Origin of the sequence: Paenibacillus sp. V4I7, assembly GCF_030817275.1 — a bacterium.
Classification (GTDB): Bacteria; Bacillota; Bacilli; order Paenibacillales; family NBRC-103111; genus Paenibacillus_E.
Map to the genome: position 1 here is coordinate 75,556 of NZ_JAUSZD010000002.1, position 17,284 is coordinate 92,839.

A 17,284-nucleotide genomic window follows, 5' to 3' on the forward strand; every position below is an offset into this window, starting at 1 on the left:
TACACTGTAATTCACTTTCCAATGGAAAAGTGAGTTCATGTGTAGTTGCGGGTTCTTTATCTTTTTTAGGGGGAAAATGCCAATATTAAATAAAGGAGCACAAAATGGAAATTACCTTACTAGGGACAGCCTGCGCTGTGGGCGGGATGGAAAGAGATAACACCTATTTCCTCATCCAAAACAGTGAAGATTGCACGATGGTAGACGTTGGGGGAAGTCCCTTGAGTAAGCTTGCTAAATTGGGAATTAGCGTCCATCAAGTGAAGGAAGTCATTTTCACCCATTTTCATATCGATCATGTGTACGGATTACCATCCCTACTATGGGGAATGTGGCTGGCAGGCAGAACGAAGCCCCTGATTATTTATTGTTCGGCTGAGAATGAAGTCCAGCTAAAGAAATGGCTAGAGGTGATTGATATTCATCAATGGCCCGTGTTATTTGAAGTTCAGATCCATACGTATGCGTGGAGAACGGAATCACTGTTGTTAAAAGAAGAGGAGTTAGAGATAACGAGCTTTCCAAGTCTGCATCTAGGTCCGACTGTTGGATTAAAAATCCAGTATAAAGACAAGGTTCTGGTTTATTCGGCAGATACGCAGCCAAATAGCTGGATCAAAGAACAACAGCAGATTGACATATTGATTCATGAAGCGACAACAGCTGAACGTCCACTAGTAAACCATACGAGCTTACAGGAAATAATTAATTACTATCCATTAGAACGTATTGATCAGGTGGTAGCGGTTCATTTAACCGATACAGAGCCTTATGATCGCGTCCTCGAGAGTCAGGTATCAGCTATTAAGGATAAAATAAGCATTGGCTTTGATTTCATGAAAATTAACCTATGATGGTGTGTAAGGGAAAGAGACGAGTAGAATCCCAAACCTATCAGACTGACTTTAGCCGGAAGGTGAAGTCTGTCTTAGGGTTTGGGATTTTTTTCGAATTTACAGATATAGGAGTTGGAGCAGATGAAAGATTTTGCAGGATATATATTTGATTTGGACGGCACTATTTATCTGGGGGGTCACTTGATTGAGGGTGCGGCTGAGGTGATCGAATCCCTACAATTGAGGCATAAAAAAATCTTGTTTTTAACGAATAAAACGATTGAATCCAGAGACAAATACGTCGCAAAACTGAGCGGTTTGGGTATAAAAGTCGGGATTGACCAAATCTTGAGTCCGACGCTGGTTACCATTAGATTTTTAAAAGAAAAACACGAAGACTGTAAAATATACGTGATCGGGGAACCGTTGATCAAAGAAGAATTCAAGCAAGCGGGGTTTACATTCGCAGCATCACCTGAAGAAACGGATGTCGTCATCACCTCATGGGATCGTGAGTTTCACTATTCTCATCTGGATTTTGCCTATCAAGCGATTAAGAAAGGAGCTATGGTCCTTGCCACAAATCCGGATAGAACTTGTCCGACGGAGGGAGGGGATGTTCCGGATTGCGGGGGGATGATCGGAGCTATTGAAGGCGCAACTGGAAAGAAAATTGAACTCATTATCGGTAAACCGTCTATCTATATGGCCAATGCGGCACTGGAAAGCTTACAGCTGAACGCGGATCAATGTCTAATGACAGGCGACCGAATTGAAACGGATATTTTGATGGGTAAACTAGCGGGTTTGCATACGGCCTTGGTTTTGACGGGAATTACACAAAAGGAAGATATTCCAAAGTCCAAGTACCAACCGGATTATATTCTTAACTCCGTACATGACCTCTTGTTAGAGGAGAGCATCGAAGAGACAGCAAGTGCATTAGAATGAAATATAGTTGAAATGAGACGTCAAAATTATAGGTGAAAAAAGAGGAGGAAAGTTATGAATCGTAAGTTCAAACAAATCGTCGTTCGTTCGGTAGCGCTGTCACTATTCGCCTCTTCAGCTATGTCCGGGATCGTTATCCCGGCTGTATCGGCATCTGCGTCATCGGTACCAACTGTACTCATTACGGAGCTGGTTCCGGATACGATCAACGTAAATTCGAATGACGGTTACGAATATGTCGAGTTGTACAACGCTTCAGATGATCTTATTGACTTGACGGGGTATAAGCTTCAGGGGAAATATGACGGTGTCTTTAAATGGGAAGGAACACTTGGTGGTAATATGCGTATTTCCCCTCGTGAAACGGTGCTGATCTGGACGCAAAATAGCACGATTAGTGGAAACACACCACAATTGACGCGTGACCAGTTCAGAAGCAATTATAGTATCGCTGAGTCCGAACTGCCGAATGACCGTATACATGTTCTGCAAAACGTTACTGGCTTGGTCAACGGAAGCTCGTCACAGAAAAATATCGGCATTTCCCTAGTCGACCCGCTCAATTCGGAAATCGCTGTCGCCACATATTTCGTTGCTGCCGTGGATGATACGTTCGAAAACAAAGGAATTTCGTTTAAACAGCCTTCCTCCGGCATCGTTATGGTGCATAACGGCGGAAATAAGACAGCGACGCCGGGACGTATCGCCTCCGATGAAGTGCCGGGAGTCGCGCCGAGCGACGTGATTGCAGCTGGGAAAGACGGCAGCTTGACGCTGTCGTGGACGCCGAGCAGTGATCCGAATGTGATCGGATACCGGATTCATTCTCGAAACGGTCTTTCGACGACGTCGGTTACAGATGAGACCTACACCTATACCGGGCTGATGAATGGATCCGATTATACGTTTACTTTATCGTCTCTCTATGCGGACGGAGGCGTGTCCCCAGCTTCGCTTCCTGTACGCGGGAAGGCGGGCATTCCGGTTATTCCTGCTGTTACGACTGGCTTACAAGCGCTTCCTCGCGATAAGTCGATTCGTTTGAGCTGGGACGCTTCAACCGAGGGGGATGTTGCTGGTTACCGTGTTTATAAAAACGGCGTGCAGCTGCCGGATTTGGTGACAGGCTCCTCCTTTGCAGCAACAGGTCTAACAAATGGCCAAAGCGTTACTTTCGCAGTCTATACCGTCAATCAGTCAGGGTTAATGTCTGCGCAGCCCGCAGTAGTTGCACAAAAACCACAGGCCGCTCCCTCGTTTATAGTTACGGAAATGGCACCAAACACGAAAAATATTGACTACAAAACCGGTGGGACAGATGCATTCGAGTTTATTGAGCTGTACAATTCTACCTCTACGCCCATTAACGTCAAAGGATTTACTTTAAAATACATCGCAGGTGCAACCGTTTATGATTATCCCATCACGGAAAACAAAATGATTGCGCCGCAAGGAACGTTCCTTATTTGGTTCAAAAACACCAACGTACAGCAGGTTGGACTGCCCGAGTTCAATCTCGCATATGGAAGCTCGATTACGGAAGATCAGATGTTTGTCGTTGTAAACGGCGGCATGTCGAATTCCGCTTCACGGCGTGTACAATTTCTCGATCCCGACAATATTGTGCTTACTGACACGACTTACAATGTAGCAGATATCGGCGAAAGCATCAGTGCCAACTTCATCCCGGATCGCGGCAATGGGGTTGTCTCAACCGACAGAATATCCATGCAGGCAAATCCGGGTATCTTGTATCCTGTACAGAAGGTAGCCGATCCGATGGATACCGTTCCGCCAGCTTCCCCTACAGATGTACAGGTCACGGCTGGTGTCGGCGGAGTGAGGGTGACATGGAGCGATATGCTTGAGCCGGACGCTGCCTATGTGAACGTATATGTGAATGGCATGGTGCGAAATAGGCTGCTCATGCCGAAGAATGAGGCGATTATCGAGGGATTGGAAAACGGGACTTCGGTTGCCTTGCAGGTAAGCACAATAGATACAGCCGGTAGAGAATCCGATCTGACGGCTCCAATCGTTGCAACCCCAACGGCTGATGCAATGCCAGGCGTCATGATAACGGAAATTGTTCCCGACACATGGAACACAGAGCCGCTCGAATCGCGCGATGTCTACGATGCGTATGAGTTCATCGAGCTGTATAATCCACGTTCGCAGCCGTATGACCTGAATGGCAAAACAGTGCGGTTCACGCAGCCGGATGACGCTGCGAAAAGCTGGTCGTGGACATTCGAGCAGCCGACCCTCATAGGGCCGAAAAAAACCATCCAATTCTGGGTACGTCCGAATGGGCTGAATTATTTGAAGTCAGACGGATTTAACTTTTCCTATTACGACTTCCAAGAAGCAAAATATGTGCCAGATTCGGCTTTCGTGTATGGCGACGGCGCAGGCGGATTATCCAACAACGGCGGTATCATCGATATCGTCGAGCCGGACGGTACTGTTCTCGTTTCGGCAGCGTATAAAGCCGGTCAATTTCTTGAGAAAAAAGGGATCACCTATGCTTATCCGATGTTCGGCGGTACTGTCATGCGAACCGTCGGGGTGCAGCAAACCGGGACGCCTGGCGTAGTTAACTCTACGCAGATTCCTCGCGAGTCGACGCAAGACCAAAATGTACCTGCCGCACCTGCAGGGTTTCAGGCGGAGCCAGGCCGTGGTGAGGTGACAGTCAGTTGGCAGCCAAATCCGGAATCGGACTTTGCTGGGTATCGGCTGTACATGGGGGGACAGCTTGAGGTGACACTGCCGGCATCGGTTACGTCGTACAAGATACCGGCACTCCCGGGTCAAGTCGCGGTGACGTTCGAGTTGAGCGCGATAGATAACTCCGGCAACGAGTCTGCGCGGGTGTCGGCTACGGCTAAGCCAACCTACTCGCTGATGACTCAGGTTGAACGCGAGCCGAGCCCTGCGAATACACTTACTGAATCTCGCTACAGGGCGGCATGGGATATCGGGGAGAAAGGTCCGATCATTCCGGGTCTTGTACAAGGTCACGTTCCTCAAGGTATGTCCTATTATGCGGATAACCAGCGTGAATGGATACTGATGGCTACGTATCATTACACGGGAGATCCGAGTACTTTAGCAATCGTCGATGCAAAGACGGGCATTTTGGAGAAGTATGTTAACTTGAAAAATCCAGACGGTTCCATTTACACCGGGCACGCGGGCGGTGTAGCGGTTAGCCGGGATCATGTATGGCTATCTTCTGGCAGCAGGATGTACCGGATGCCGATTCAGACGCTGATTGATACGCCGGACCAAGGATTCGCACAATTTGCAGACTCTTTCGGTGTTGTGACGAATGCCTCATTCGCATCGTATGAGGATGGGATACTGTGGGTTGGAGAATACAGCAACCCGCCGTCATATACGACAAGTCCACTGCACCAGATGCAAAATCGGAACGGGGCGTCGCATTTGTCTTGGATCGTTGGCTACGAGCTCGATTTAATAAACGACAGACTCCCATCGGATGCAACTAGCTTCAGGGAAGATGGCATGGACAAATTTGTGCCTAACTATGTGTTAAGTATTGGAGATAAAATCCAAGGTGCGGCGTTTAACAAGGGAGAAGTCCTGCTCACTTACAACCATGGGCGGCCTTACAACTCGATTGTTCGCTATGCAATGCCAAACGTCTCTGACTTGTCTATGAAATATACGGAAACATCGATCGGAGGCGTTACCGTTCCGGTATGGCTGTTGGATAGCGTGAATAAAACCGGTTCGATCGACATTCCAACCGGTGCCGAGAATATGTTCATCCGCCATGAGGATGGTGTCGACCATCTGTATGTGAACTTCGAATCGGGTGCGAACCATATGCGGTTCATGTCGTCCTATTCGATGGATCGGTTGCTTAAGCTAAACCTTGATCAGCTGCGTGCCTACGACACTAGGACTTTAGCAGGTGTCCCTCAGGAATTGAAAATCGGCGCCGAAGCGCAGGCGACTGTACTTGCAGACCGTGGCAATCGCAATGCTGAGAATGTAACGGGCAGCTATACATGGACGAGCAGCGACCCGTCCATTGTTGAGATCACAGCGGAAGGACTCATTCGCGGCATAAAACCGGGAGCAGGAACGATTACCGGTACGGCCGGCGAGAGTGTGCTAAGTACTTCCGTACGTGTGTCCTCTCCGGACTCCATTCGCGCAGACCTTCCTTCGAGCGGACGGATGACGGAAGGTACATCGTTCCAGCTTGAGGTCAAAGCTGTTTACGCGGACGGGTACGAGAGTGATGTAACGTCACAGGCCGCTTATGCGGTTAAGGGAAGCTCCGGGGCTCTTGGGGTGAGCAGCATGGGACTAGTCCGGGCTATTAAACCAGGTATGGAAAAGATTTCGATCGTATTCAATGGAAAAACGTACGAATTGAAAATCATTGTTAGCCCAGAAGAGTCCGGGCGGCGGTAGCAATAATGTGATGGCCGGCTTTCTTGTTGTGGTATTGACAAATCCACTATCTGGTCTTATAGTAAACGTATTCATATGAATATACGGTTTAGGCGCGAGTCTTGGAGAAGACCTTATCCGTAATCATATCCTTTCCTTAGGGGAGGGGTATGTTTACAGGGTAAGGTCTTTTTGTTTTTACATTTTGATCTTGGATGGTGGGTAGAGATGGCTGAGCAATCACCCAATCGCCCCCGGCATATTATTTCAAGTATCAAAGAAATCGTCAATTTGGATCCATCCGAGGTATGAAAAAAATAAATAAAAAAGACGACTTAATTCCAAGCGGTAGAGACGAAGGAGAACCTCTTTGGAAGAGATGCGGTTTGTTTGCGCATTTTTTCTAAGGGGGTTTTTATATTTTACATGGAGGAGAACCATACATGAGACCTACATTTTCAGCAGCTAACAGATCGATTATTTTAGAGACAATGGCGCAGAGCGAGCTAGATATATTGGTTATCGGAGGTGGGGTCACAGGAGCCGGTATCGCGCTCGATGCAAGTGCGCGCGGTATGAATGTCGGCTTGTTGGAGAAGAACGATTTCGGTTCCGGCACAAGCAGTCGTTCTACGAAGCTTATTCACGGAGGATTGCGGTATTTGAAGCAGGGAGATTTCAAGCTTGTGCAGGAGGTTGGACGGGAACGGGCGATTTTGTACAAAAATGCGCCGCATCTTGTCATTCCCGCACCGATGCTTCTTCCTGTATATAAAGGAGGGACATACGGTTACCTTGCCTCTTCGATTGGTCTATACATCTATGATTGGCTGGCAGGAGTCGCCCGTAAGGAGCGGAGAAAAATGTTTGACCGCAGGCAAACAGCCCAGCTCGAGCCGCTGCTGAAGCAGGATGGCTTGAAGGGAGGCGGGCTATATTTTGAGTACCGTACGGACGATGCCCGGCTAACGATTGACATTATGAAGACTGCTTACGCGCAAGGCGCCAGCATAGTGAACTATGCCGAGGTGACGGAGTTTATTTACCATGACGGTAAAGCGGTGGGTGTTCGTGTACACGATCGCATCAACGGTACGTACACGCAAATTAACGCCAAACATATTGTCAATGCAACCGGCCCGTGGGTCGATAAGGTGCGGGATATCGACGGTTCCTTGAAAGGGAAACGCTTGTTCTTGACCAAGGGTGTCCATCTCGTTGTCGATTACGAGCGCTTTCCGGTAAAGCAGGCTGCCTACTTCGATACACCGGATGGCCGCATGGTGTTCGTCATTCCACGCGGCAAGGTGACCTATATCGGCACAACGGATACCGTCTATTCGCAATCCATTGAGAGCCCAAGAACGACGATAGAGGATCGCGACTATATTATTCGTGCGGTGAATTTTATGTTCCCTAGCATTGGGCTTACAACGGATGATATCCGTTCCCATTGGGCAGGACTTAGACCGCTCATTTACGAGGAAGGCAAAGGGCCGTCCGAGCTGTCCAGAAAGGATGAGATTTTCGTTTCTGACAGCAAGCTCATTACCATAGCCGGCGGCAAGCTGACAGGTTTCCGCAAAATGTCCGAGAAAGTCGTCGATCTTGTCGCCAGCGAGCTGCATAACACCACTGGGCGAAGCTACCCGGCATGCTGTACAGATAAGATTACGGTGAGCGGTGGAGAAGTTCACCTGAGTGGTGCGAGCTATGCGGATTGGAAGAAAGAAATGGTGAGATTGGGAGCTGCACAAGGTGTAAATCAAACGGTCATGCAAGATTGGATTGATACATTCGGTTCGAATGCGCTTCGCATTATGGACCGTCTACCGGCTTTGAAACAGCTAAACATTCCTCTAGAAATGCATTGGCTGCATGCAGAGCTGATGTATTGCATGGAAGAAGAAATGACTGTCGACGTGTCCGATTTCTTGAGACTGCATACGGGTTGGACTTATTTCCAATTGAGTAAGGCGGAGAAATATGCTGACGCTGTATTTCAAATACTTTGTAATCACCTGTCTTACGACGGGGCTCAGAAGGAAAAACAGCTCAACACGATGGAAGCGCTATTCGCTTCTATTAACGATCTCCCGGTAAATGACCATGCAATCTAAAGATGGGGGTGATAAGAGATGAGCAGTGTATGGCATATTACAGAACTAGAGCTTACCATACGAATTCTGCTGGCTGCCGGATTAGGGGGACTCGTAGGCTTGGAACGGGAATGGAGCAACCATGCGGCTGGTTTACGCACGCACATTCTCGTCTGTATCGGATCAACAGCAATTATGCTGCTGTCGATATATGGCTTCTCAGAGTTCGTTAACGAGCCGCAGGTGCGGGTAGACCCGGCACGACTGGCGGCGCAGGTCATTAGCGGCATCGGGTTTCTGGGAGCCGGTACCATCATGCGGACCGGCTTGACTGTGTCCGGTCTGACGACTGCCGCTTCCGTCTGGGTGGTGGCGGCGATCGGTCTGTGCGTTGGCGCGGGCTTCTTGTATTGTGCGGTGCTTGCAACGGTTATGGTATTACTTAGTTTGGTTGTGCTTAACAAATGGGAAAAGTATTTAATGCGCAATCGGCGAACGATGGAGGTAATGATAAAAATCGTCGATAAGCCCGGCGTGCTAGGCAACATTGCTACCAAGTTCGGCGAGAACGGCATTCACATCGTGAACGTCCAGATGAAGCCTGATGGCATGACCGAAGTGGAAGGTGTATTGGAGGCGGTCGTGGAGCTGCGTTTCAGTTTGAAGGCAAGCCAAGGGGAGACGCTAATAAAGGCGTTGGATACGATCTCTACATCAGGGCATATTTTGTCTACGGAATCGAAAACCTTTAGCATGGTATCAGGCTCCCGGAAGTCAAGCAGGCATGCGGTAGGATAAATTGCACCATCGACGAACTTCTTGTATGTAGTGTTAATAAATGGTGAAATATGCTGTTGTATTGACTATTACGCAATTATGTGAAATACTAATAACAGTTAAGAAAACGCTTTAATTCGTTCATAACGATTGGGTCGGAGATCATTGAGACAGCCCAAGAGACGAACGGACCGTGGGTAATTGCGCGGCTCCTTAGTTTCTTGTGTCTCAATGCTCTCCTTTTTTCATCTCCAAAAGTAATACCAAAAATGGAAAGGGGATTTTACAATGAAAATAACAAAAAAATGGTTTCCTGTACTTGCTGCATCCTCTCTTATGTTGACAACAGCAGTTGGCTGCTCGAGCGGTGGGGAGCAGAAACCCGCGGAAGTACCACCGGTGGTGGAAGACAACTCGCCGGTTACGATTCAATATTGGCATTCTCATGCTGAAGTGCAAATGCCCGCAGTCAATTACATGATTGGCGAGTTCCAGAAAAAGTATCCGAACATCACGGTTGAACCAGTGTTTCAAGGTGCCTACGTCGATTTGCATAAGAAGCTGCAAGCGGCAGTCGCGGCCAAAGATGTTCCAGCCGTCACCAATGTAGAAGTGTCGGTGCTTCCAAACTTTGCTGATAGTGGTGTGTTTGCAGATTTAAGCGGTTACATTTCACGCGATAAAGTAGACATGAACGATTTCTCCAAAGGAATGCTGCAAGCGTATTCGTACAACAATAAGCAATTCGGCTTCCCGTTAATCGTTAGTACAAGCGTGATGATTTACAACAAAACGATGCTCGATAAGCTGAATGTGAAACCGCCGCAAACATGGGCTGAAATCGAAGATTTCAATAAAAAGGTTACGGTTAAGGAAAATGGAAAAACGAGTCGGTACGCATTCTCCGTACCAGGTTGGGACACATGGTATATGGATCCGTGGGTATCTAACGGCGGTGGCGCGATACTGAGTCCAGATCATAAGAAAACGCTGCTTGATCAGCCTGAAGGTCTGAAGTGGATTCAAAACTTCGAAAGATGGACTAAAGAAGGCTCTATGCATATGGGGTACGGCAAAGGTGCTTCGGACACCATGCGCCAAATGTTCTTAGAAGAAAAAGTAGCGATGGTTGAGCATACTTCAGCTGTCTTGAAAACCTACCTGCAAAATGCGAAATTTGAAGTAGGCGTTTCATTCCTGCCTGGCGACAAAGAACGCAAATCGCACATCGGTGGAGCAGGCATTGTTATGATGGATGGAGCTCCCGCTAAACAGAAGGAAGCTGGCTGGAAGTTCGTCAAGTTCATGACTGCGGCTGAGAACAATATCAAGTGGGCGGAAGGCACAGGTTACTTGCCAACTCACAAGTCCGTTCTGGCGACAGAAGAAGGCAAGAAGTACTTTGAGAAGCTGCCGCAGTACAAAGCGGTGTTTGATAATTTCGACAATGTTGTAGGCCGTCCGCAGCACCCGACTTATCCGGAATTCAGCAAGAAGTACATGGAAGTGGTCGGTAAAATGCTTCTTGAAAATGGAGATCCATTACCGCTTATGAAAGACGCTGTGAAAGAAATCAATGCGATTTTGAACGAAAGCTAGAAAGAAAGGGGAGTCGCCATGAAAGCGACGGAAAGCCAGCCGGTCCGTGTACAGCAAGTGACCAAACGGTCTAATACCCGTTGGTTAGAATACTTGAAAGACTTTTCGTTTGCAGTGCCCGCATTGGTGATATTGACTCTGTTTATCTATTATCCTCTGCTAAATTCGTTATACCTTAGCTTTACAAACTGGAATATGACGAAGCCGGTGAAGAAATTCATCGGTTTCGACAACTACGTCTATTTGCTTACTAGCGACATGTTTTATAAAGTGCTCAAAATTACATTTACGTACACTATATTAGACGTTTCGATTACACTCGGACTCGGGCTGCTACTTGCACTTTTGTTTAACTCGGTTTCGAAGTTTTTCGGCTTTATGCGGGCGATCATCTTTATGCCGCATTACATCTCGATGGTTATCGTGTCTATGATCTTCCTATGGATCTTCAACGGTCGATATGGATTGGTGAACGAATTACTGAGCTGGGTGGGATTGGAGCCGATCCAATGGCTGACCAATACGAAGACCGCACTTTGGGTGCTTGTCCTTATTGGGGTTTGGAAAGGCGTCGGCTTTACAATGATTATATTCATCGCCGGACTTAGAAGTATCCCGGTTGAATATTATGAGGCTTCCGGCATCGACGGGGCGACGAAGTGGACACAGTTTTGGAAAATTACATTGCCGCTGCTGTCTCCGACAACATTGTTCCTGGTTGTTACACACTTTATTTCTTCGATGCAAGTGTTTCAATCGGTCGATGTTCTCACGAACGGCGGTCCTCTCGATTCAACGAAAGCTATGGTGTACTGGATTTATGAAATGGCGTTTTCCGAGTTCCGAACAGGCCGAGCGTCAGCTCTTGTTATCATGTTCTTCCTCATTATCGTCTTGCTGACCATGGTGCAAATGTATGTGTCCAAGAAGAAAGTCCATTACGAAGGGTAGGTGCCAGTGACATATGAAAAATCCGCTGTTTACCAGTACCCGGTTCATTGTCGCAATCGTTATAACGTTATTTATGTTTTTCCCTATTTATTGGATGCTGATCACTGCTTTGAAAACATCGAGTGAGCTGCGCATGGCTGTACCGAGCTTTTGGCCGGAAAAGCTGATGTGGGAAAACTTCGCAAGCGCTTTCAAGGCGATTCCTTTCTATCGTTTTACCGTAAATACGGTTATCCAGACTGTCGGTATCGTATTCCTGCAAATTAACATCGGCGTAATGGCTGCGTACGCTTTCTCGAAAGGTGCGTTCCCAGGCAGAGATGCCCTGTTCGTTCTTGTACTGGCGGCGCTGATTGTTCCAGAGCAGGTCGTGTTCGTACCTATTTACGTGATGCTGTCGAAAATAGGCTGGATTAATACGTACTACGCATTGATCATTCCACACGCGGCTTCAGCATATGGCATTTTTCTTTTGCGCCAAATGTTCCGATCGATTAATAACGATGTGATTGAGGCAGCTAAAGTGGATGGAGCGAGTCGTTTGCAGGTGCTTTATCGCATTCTGACCCCGATGGCGATGCCGACGGTAGCTACATTGACCGTCATCAGCTTTATTCACAGCTGGAATGCCTACTTCTGGCCGCTCGTTATGACCAACTCGAATAAAATGCGCGTGTTGACTGTCGGTATTTCCATGATGCGGGATTCAATCGCTGGGGATGAGGCGCTTAACTTCCATCTGTTGATGTCTGCGAGTATCTTGGTCATTTTACCTATTGTTATCATGTTTGTGTTCGCACAGAAATATATTGTTGCCGCCATGGCGAACTCGACATTTAAGTAAGAGAGGAGCTTCATGCATCATGACAAAACAACCACTGTTAGTCATCGCGCATCGTGGAGCGAAAGGGGAAGCGCCGGAAAATACGATGGCGGCTTTCCGTCTCGGACTTGAGCAAGGCTGCGACGCGATTGAATTGGATATTCATTTGTCCAAGGATGGAGAAATCGTCGTTATTCATGACGATACAATGCACCGGACGACGGACATAAGCGGTAAAGTGAACGAATTGACGCTCGCGGAGCTGAAGCAAGCTGATGCTGGTCGATGGTTTCATGAGAAGTATGCGGGTGAGCGTGTGCCGCTGTTGGAAGAAGTATTCGATCTCGTACCGGCGAATATCATGATTAATGTGGAAGTCAAATATTCCTATGGGCGTAAATTAGAGTCTGCTTTGGTGGAACTCATGAGACGCAAGAATCGCATTCACAATGTCGTTGTTTCATCATTCGACCATAAGGTGTTTGCTGTTTCTGAAGCTTCTTGAGCCGGAAATCAAGATCGGTCTTCTGTATGACTTTACCCCAGGGCAGCATAACCAGTTAGCGGCAGGCTTAGGGACGCCGGTATACTCACTGCATCCCAAGCATACTCGAATCGTCGCTGAAGATGTGCGTGAAGCGGTTGCACATGGTCTTCACGTATTTGCTTACACGGTCAATGACGAAGAAAATATGGCGAAGTTGATTGATTATGGCGTCTCGGGAATTATCACGGATTATCCAGGCAAGCTGAGGAATTTGTTATCGCATACGGCTAGCGTGGGGGCAGGGCGATGAAGCGAACGGCATGGATTGTTCTCATTGCAGGATTATCGGCGTTAATGGTAACCGGCTGCCAACAGGGGGCTTCATCGGTTTCGACCACGCCTGCAGCGTCGACGAAACCGGCCGCAGAAGCCGGAGCTGCCAGCGGAGGGGCGAATAAGTCTGGCAACAACCAGACTGCAGCGACTTCCGCTGCTATTACACAAGAAGAAGCGGGTATTAAAATCCGCGTCGACATGCCGGAGATCAAAGACTTTTTGCAAAAAGCAACGCAGGGACCCATCGTCCCTGCATTAAAACAAAATGCCATCCCGCAAGGCATGGTCTACTTGGAAGACCTTAAATGGATCCTGGTGTCGTACTACAGAGAAGATGGCAAGCCGAGCTTGCTAACAGTAATAGACGTCGGTACCGGAAAAATGGTTAAGGCGCTTGAGCTTTATAAAAGCGATGGCACTCCGTACACGGGGCATGCCGGGGGGATCACGGCAAGTCGGAAGCATATCTGGATTTCTTCGGAAAAAGATGTGAACTTTTTCAATACGGAAGATATCCTAAAAGCGGATAACGGTAAGCTTACTTTCAATGGTTCAGTGAAAAACGATACGCGTGCCTCATTTACTACTTACGCGGACGGCGTCTTATGGATCGGCGAATTTGCTCAAGGCACTGACTACCCGACGGATAAGTCACACTACATGACGAATCGCGATGATAAAGAACACAGAGCATGGTCGGTCGGCTATAAGCTGGATGCAGAGACAGACCTGCCTGTAGCAAAAGAGCAGGGGTCGACACCTGCTGTTCCGGACTATATTATGTCGCTGCCGGGCAGCATTCAAGGCATGTTTGTTACAAAGGACGGCATATGGCTCAGTCAATCATCCGGTCGCAATAATGCAAGTACACTGTACCGTTTCGTCAATAGTATGACTGTAGACAAACCGCATACCACAGTGTCGGTTCGGGGCAAAGATGTTCCCGTCTGGTTCTTGGACAGCAAAAGCTTGAAAAGTAAAATGGAAGCACCCCCCATGTCCGAAGGGTTGTTTGAAACGAATGGACAGCTGTATATCCTATTTGAGTCGGGTGCAACCAAGTACAAAACTTCTTCCAGCTACGCGCTGGACAGGATTCAAGTCCTGCCGCTTCAGGAGTAAGACCTGGGTGGCAAGCTGCGAACAATTCATGTATGATATTGGAAGTTCGATGATTTAATTCAACTTCATTATCAAACTGAGGAGGATGAGCTGCAATGATTCTAGGCCTGGCCCATAGAGGATACCCGAGGAAGGTTCCTGAGAATACGCTTGCATCTTTTCAAGCAGCTTTAGACTTATCGTATAGTCATTTGGAGTTGGATGTACAGTTAACCAAAGACGGCGTACCTGTCGTTATTCATGATACGACGATCAACAGAACGACAAACGGCAAGGGCCGAGTGGTGGATTTCACGTTCGACGAGCTGCGGAAATTGGACGCCGGAGGCGGTCAACAGATCCCGACGCTCGAAGAAGTGCTGCAGCTGGCCAATGGAAAAGCCAAAGTAGACATTGAACTGAAGCAGAGCGGCAACCTGTACCCGGGACTGGAACAGAAAGTACTTGATGTGGTATGTTCTTGTGATGCACTTGATCAAGTATTCGTGACATCCTTCGATCATTATTCGATCGTCCGGATGCGCGAATTATCACGCGAGATCGAGCTTGGGCTAGTTCTTTACGGAGCAACGCCTGCTGTCTTCCCGCTTGCCAAGCAAATTGACGCCCGATACGTTTCTGTCAAATATATATATTTGACGGACGAATTTGTTCAACGCTGCGATGAGCAGGGCATTCAATTGATAGCGTGGACGATTGACGATGAGCAAGATATGCATGATATACGCTCCCAATACCCGCATATTTGGGTTTGCACGAATGAACTGGAGCGGTGGAAGCAGTGCATGGAGCCGTTCAAATCGAAAGTAAATCAATTAAAAATATAGTTGTTACCGGTGCTATTGGGTAAAATGACATAAAGACGAGCCGTTATCTGAGGATAGCAGTTCGTCTTTTTGTTATACGATTCTAAACTTTGAGTTCAGCATGATGTACAGTAGATGTCACCATCAATACTTTAGGAAGCGTATCTAGTTTGTGGCCTGATGTTAGTAAAATGATTACCGCAAAATAATAGGCATTTGTTTGATTCCAAACATCATCCAACTGTCGATCCTCTCCAACACATGAGAGCGATCGAGGTGGAACTCAGGGAATCGGTTAAGAAATGTTTGAATAGCAATTTTACTTTCCAAACGAGCTAATTGCGCTCCTAAGCAGAAGTGAATTCCGTGACCAAAAGCAAGATGGGGATTAGGATTCCGGTGGATGTCGAAGAGGTTCGGGCGCTCGAATATGTCTTCGTCATGGTTGGCCGAGCCCATCCAGATGTTGACCATTTGTCCGGGAGTAAGTGTTTGCCCACGTAGAACTGTGGTCTTTTTTACCGTTCGAATCATTGTTTGAACAGGTGAACAATAACGAAGAACTTCCTCAAGAGCCTGTGGGACCAAGGATCGATCCGCCAAAAGCTGCTCTTTTACATCTGCATGGCTATCGATAAGGAGAAGTGCTGAGGAAATTAGGTTGGTTGTGGTTTCATTTCCCGCTACAAGCAGCAGGATGCAGAAGCCGATCACTTCCAGATCGCTTAATTGTTCCCCATCTGCCTTCGCGCGGACGAGACGGCTAATCAGATCATCCTGCGGCTCAAGCCGTCTCTGATCCGCTATAGCGGTAAAATAGACGCTCATCTCTTCTTGGCATTGATAATATCGCTCGGAGTTGTTTCCGACCAACGCATCCGACCATTCTTTGAAACGCTCTCGATCTTCCTGAGGAATACCTAGCATTTCGGCAATGACGATAATCGGCAGCGGACTTGCAAAATCATGGAGCCCATCCATCTTACCGCTTGCTTCCATTTGGTCACACAACGTACTCGCTATCGCCTCAATCTTTGGCGTCAGTCCTTCGATGATCCGAGGAACAAAAGCTTGAGAAACGAGCATTCGCAACTGCCGATGTTTAGGCGGATCCTGTCTTAGAACACTCGCTTCAATCGGATCTTTCATCGTTCCTACACCTTGCGAAGAAAAATGCTCATGATCGGAAAATATCGTTTTGACGTCTTCGTATTTGAAAACGTCCCAGGAATCGGTCTCCTTTTTAAACGATACGGGGGAAGAGGCACGCATTTCGTTAAAATAAGACAAAGGTATCAATTCATTAGCCGTTCTCCAATTCATAAGATTCACCATCGCTTCCATCTCATTATATTTGAACTGACTAGTCAGTATAATAATTCCCCAAAAAAAGGGCGGTTACTCACCGCTAGTCATAAACAAACCTGATGTAATGATCGTATAAAAGAATTGTTCAATATGATCACGAGACAATTCATTGTTGTTGTTCAAAAAATAATTACTTGCGCTGTCGAGCATCCCAACGATCCCCGCCGCGGCTAAATTGCAGTTAACATCGCGAAGTACGCCTTCTTGCTTTCCTTCTTCCAAGACGTTGGCAAGAAAATGAATGTAATCAATCCTTAGTTTCTTCAGTTCTTCAAGCACTTCCTGATCGATGCCGTTGGATAGTTCATTGAAAACGATATGCGCTAAACTGCTTGATTCCAAAAACAGATCGAGGTTGTGCCTAATGATCCTTTTGATTTGTTCTTCCAAAGTAAGATTGGCTTTAAGATCGGTCTGAACTTTATCAATAATCTCCTGAAAACCATCTTTAACAAGCGTCTTAAACAATTGGGCTTTACCTGGAAAGTGATAGTAAAGCGTACCTTTGGCGACATTTGCTCTCATGGCAATTTCATCCATACTTGCTCGATGGTAACCGTTTTCTGAAAACACTTCAACCGCTGTCTGGATAATTTTCTCTTTACTCAAGGAGATCCGCCTTTCATCAATCATGGTAAAACTGACTGGTCAGTACAAAAGAAGTGTAACATATTGGAAAAAGAGATGTCAACTTTGTT

At 47.2% G+C, this 17,284-nt stretch carries 14 protein-coding genes; 12 read left to right on the forward strand and 2 right to left on the reverse strand.

Annotation, left to right across the window (positions count from 1 at the left end):
- Window positions 1-104: 104 nt before the first annotated feature.
- The 12 genes from QFZ80_RS01645 (at window position 105) to QFZ80_RS01700 (ending at window position 15,239) form a co-directional block, all read left to right on the forward strand.
- The gene (locus tag QFZ80_RS01645) at window positions 105-854 is read left to right on the forward strand and encodes an MBL fold metallo-hydrolase (protein ID WP_307556889.1); all 750 of its coding nucleotides are present in this window, start codon (window positions 105-107) and stop codon (window positions 852-854) included.
- 123 nt (window positions 855-977) lie between these two features.
- Complete coding sequence (locus QFZ80_RS01650; protein WP_307556892.1) at window positions 978-1,787, forward strand: HAD-IIA family hydrolase; 810 nt, start codon at window positions 978-980, stop codon at window positions 1,785-1,787.
- 54 nt (window positions 1,788-1,841) lie between these two features.
- Window positions 1,842-6,239, forward strand: a complete 4,398-nt coding sequence (locus QFZ80_RS01655; protein ID WP_307556894.1) for a lamin tail domain-containing protein — start codon at window positions 1,842-1,844, stop codon at window positions 6,237-6,239.
- Window positions 6,240-6,661: 422 nt separating this feature from the next.
- Window positions 6,662-8,338 (forward strand): glycerol-3-phosphate dehydrogenase/oxidase, encoded by a 1,677-nt coding sequence (locus QFZ80_RS01660; protein ID WP_307556896.1) that lies wholly within the window; start codon window positions 6,662-6,664, stop codon window positions 8,336-8,338.
- Between the two features lie 18 nt (window positions 8,339-8,356).
- Window positions 8,357-9,115, forward strand: coding sequence for an MgtC/SapB family protein (locus QFZ80_RS01665; RefSeq protein WP_307549438.1), 759 nt, complete (start codon window positions 8,357-8,359; stop codon window positions 9,113-9,115).
- A 267-nt stretch (window positions 9,116-9,382) separates the two neighbouring features.
- Entirely contained in the window at window positions 9,383-10,693 is a 1,311-nt protein-coding gene (locus QFZ80_RS01670; protein WP_307549436.1) for an ABC transporter substrate-binding protein, read from the forward strand.
- An 18-nt stretch (window positions 10,694-10,711) separates the two neighbouring features.
- The gene (locus QFZ80_RS01675; protein WP_307556898.1) at window positions 10,712-11,644 is read left to right on the forward strand and encodes a carbohydrate ABC transporter permease; all 933 of its coding nucleotides are present in this window, start codon (window positions 10,712-10,714) and stop codon (window positions 11,642-11,644) included.
- Between the two features lie 13 nt (window positions 11,645-11,657).
- Entirely contained in the window at window positions 11,658-12,488 is an 831-nt protein-coding gene (locus QFZ80_RS01680) for a carbohydrate ABC transporter permease (RefSeq protein WP_307556900.1), read from the forward strand.
- A gap of 19 nt (window positions 12,489-12,507) precedes the next feature.
- Window positions 12,508-12,972, forward strand: a complete 465-nt coding sequence (locus tag QFZ80_RS01685; RefSeq protein ID WP_307556902.1) for a glycerophosphodiester phosphodiesterase family protein — start codon at window positions 12,508-12,510, stop codon at window positions 12,970-12,972.
- A complete protein-coding gene (locus tag QFZ80_RS01690; protein ID WP_307556904.1) occupies window positions 12,950-13,264 on the forward strand; it encodes a glycerophosphodiester phosphodiesterase in 315 nt (104 codons plus the stop codon). Before QFZ80_RS01685 ends, QFZ80_RS01690 begins: the two co-directional genes overlap by 23 nt.
- A complete protein-coding gene (locus QFZ80_RS01695; protein WP_307556906.1) occupies window positions 13,261-14,412 on the forward strand; it encodes a hypothetical protein in 1,152 nt (383 codons plus the stop codon). The genes QFZ80_RS01690 and QFZ80_RS01695 overlap by 4 nt, the downstream gene beginning before the upstream one ends.
- 95 nt (window positions 14,413-14,507) lie before the next feature.
- Window positions 14,508-15,239, forward strand: coding sequence for a glycerophosphodiester phosphodiesterase (locus QFZ80_RS01700; RefSeq protein ID WP_307556908.1), 732 nt, complete (start codon window positions 14,508-14,510; stop codon window positions 15,237-15,239).
- Window positions 15,240-15,413: 174 nt separating this feature from the next.
- On the opposite strand, the gene QFZ80_RS01705 is transcribed toward QFZ80_RS01700, so the two are convergent.
- Both QFZ80_RS01705 and QFZ80_RS01710 read right to left on the reverse strand, forming a co-directional pair.
- The gene (locus QFZ80_RS01705) at window positions 15,414-16,553 is read right to left on the reverse strand and encodes a cytochrome P450 (RefSeq protein WP_307556911.1); all 1,140 of its coding nucleotides are present in this window, start codon (window positions 16,551-16,553) and stop codon (window positions 15,414-15,416) included.
- A 63-nt stretch (window positions 16,554-16,616) separates the two neighbouring features.
- Window positions 16,617-17,195 carry a TetR/AcrR family transcriptional regulator gene (locus tag QFZ80_RS01710; RefSeq protein WP_307549424.1) on the reverse strand — a complete coding sequence of 193 codons (579 nt, stop codon included), beginning with the start codon at window positions 17,193-17,195 and terminating at the stop codon, window positions 16,617-16,619.
- Window positions 17,196-17,284: the final 89 nt, after the last annotated feature.

Bases quoted from the DNA above. Each gene is read 5' to 3' on its own strand.
- QFZ80_RS01670 (WP_307549436.1), top strand. From the start codon at position 9,383: ATGAAAATAACAAAAAAATGGTTTCCTGTACTTGCTGCATCCTCTCTT.
- QFZ80_RS01685 (WP_307556902.1), top strand. From the start codon at position 12,508: ATGACAAAACAACCACTGTTAGTCATCGCGCATCGTGGAGCGAAAGGG.
- QFZ80_RS01700 (WP_307556908.1), top strand. From the start codon at position 14,508: ATGATTCTAGGCCTGGCCCATAGAGGATACCCGAGGAAGGTTCCTGAG.
- QFZ80_RS01705 (WP_307556911.1), bottom strand. From the start codon at position 16,553: ATGGTGAATCTTATGAATTGGAGAACGGCTAATGAATTGATACCTTTG.
- QFZ80_RS01660 (WP_307556896.1), top strand. From the start codon at position 6,662: ATGAGACCTACATTTTCAGCAGCTAACAGATCGATTATTTTAGAGACA.
- QFZ80_RS01680 (WP_307556900.1), top strand. From the start codon at position 11,658: ATGAAAAATCCGCTGTTTACCAGTACCCGGTTCATTGTCGCAATCGTT.
- QFZ80_RS01695 (WP_307556906.1), top strand. From the start codon at position 13,261: ATGAAGCGAACGGCATGGATTGTTCTCATTGCAGGATTATCGGCGTTA.
- QFZ80_RS01645 (WP_307556889.1), top strand. From the start codon at position 105: ATGGAAATTACCTTACTAGGGACAGCCTGCGCTGTGGGCGGGATGGAA.
- QFZ80_RS01655 (WP_307556894.1), top strand. From the start codon at position 1,842: ATGAATCGTAAGTTCAAACAAATCGTCGTTCGTTCGGTAGCGCTGTCA.
- QFZ80_RS01675 (WP_307556898.1), top strand. From the start codon at position 10,712: ATGAAAGCGACGGAAAGCCAGCCGGTCCGTGTACAGCAAGTGACCAAA.
- QFZ80_RS01650 (WP_307556892.1), top strand. From the start codon at position 978: ATGAAAGATTTTGCAGGATATATATTTGATTTGGACGGCACTATTTAT.
- QFZ80_RS01665 (WP_307549438.1), top strand. From the start codon at position 8,357: ATGAGCAGTGTATGGCATATTACAGAACTAGAGCTTACCATACGAATT.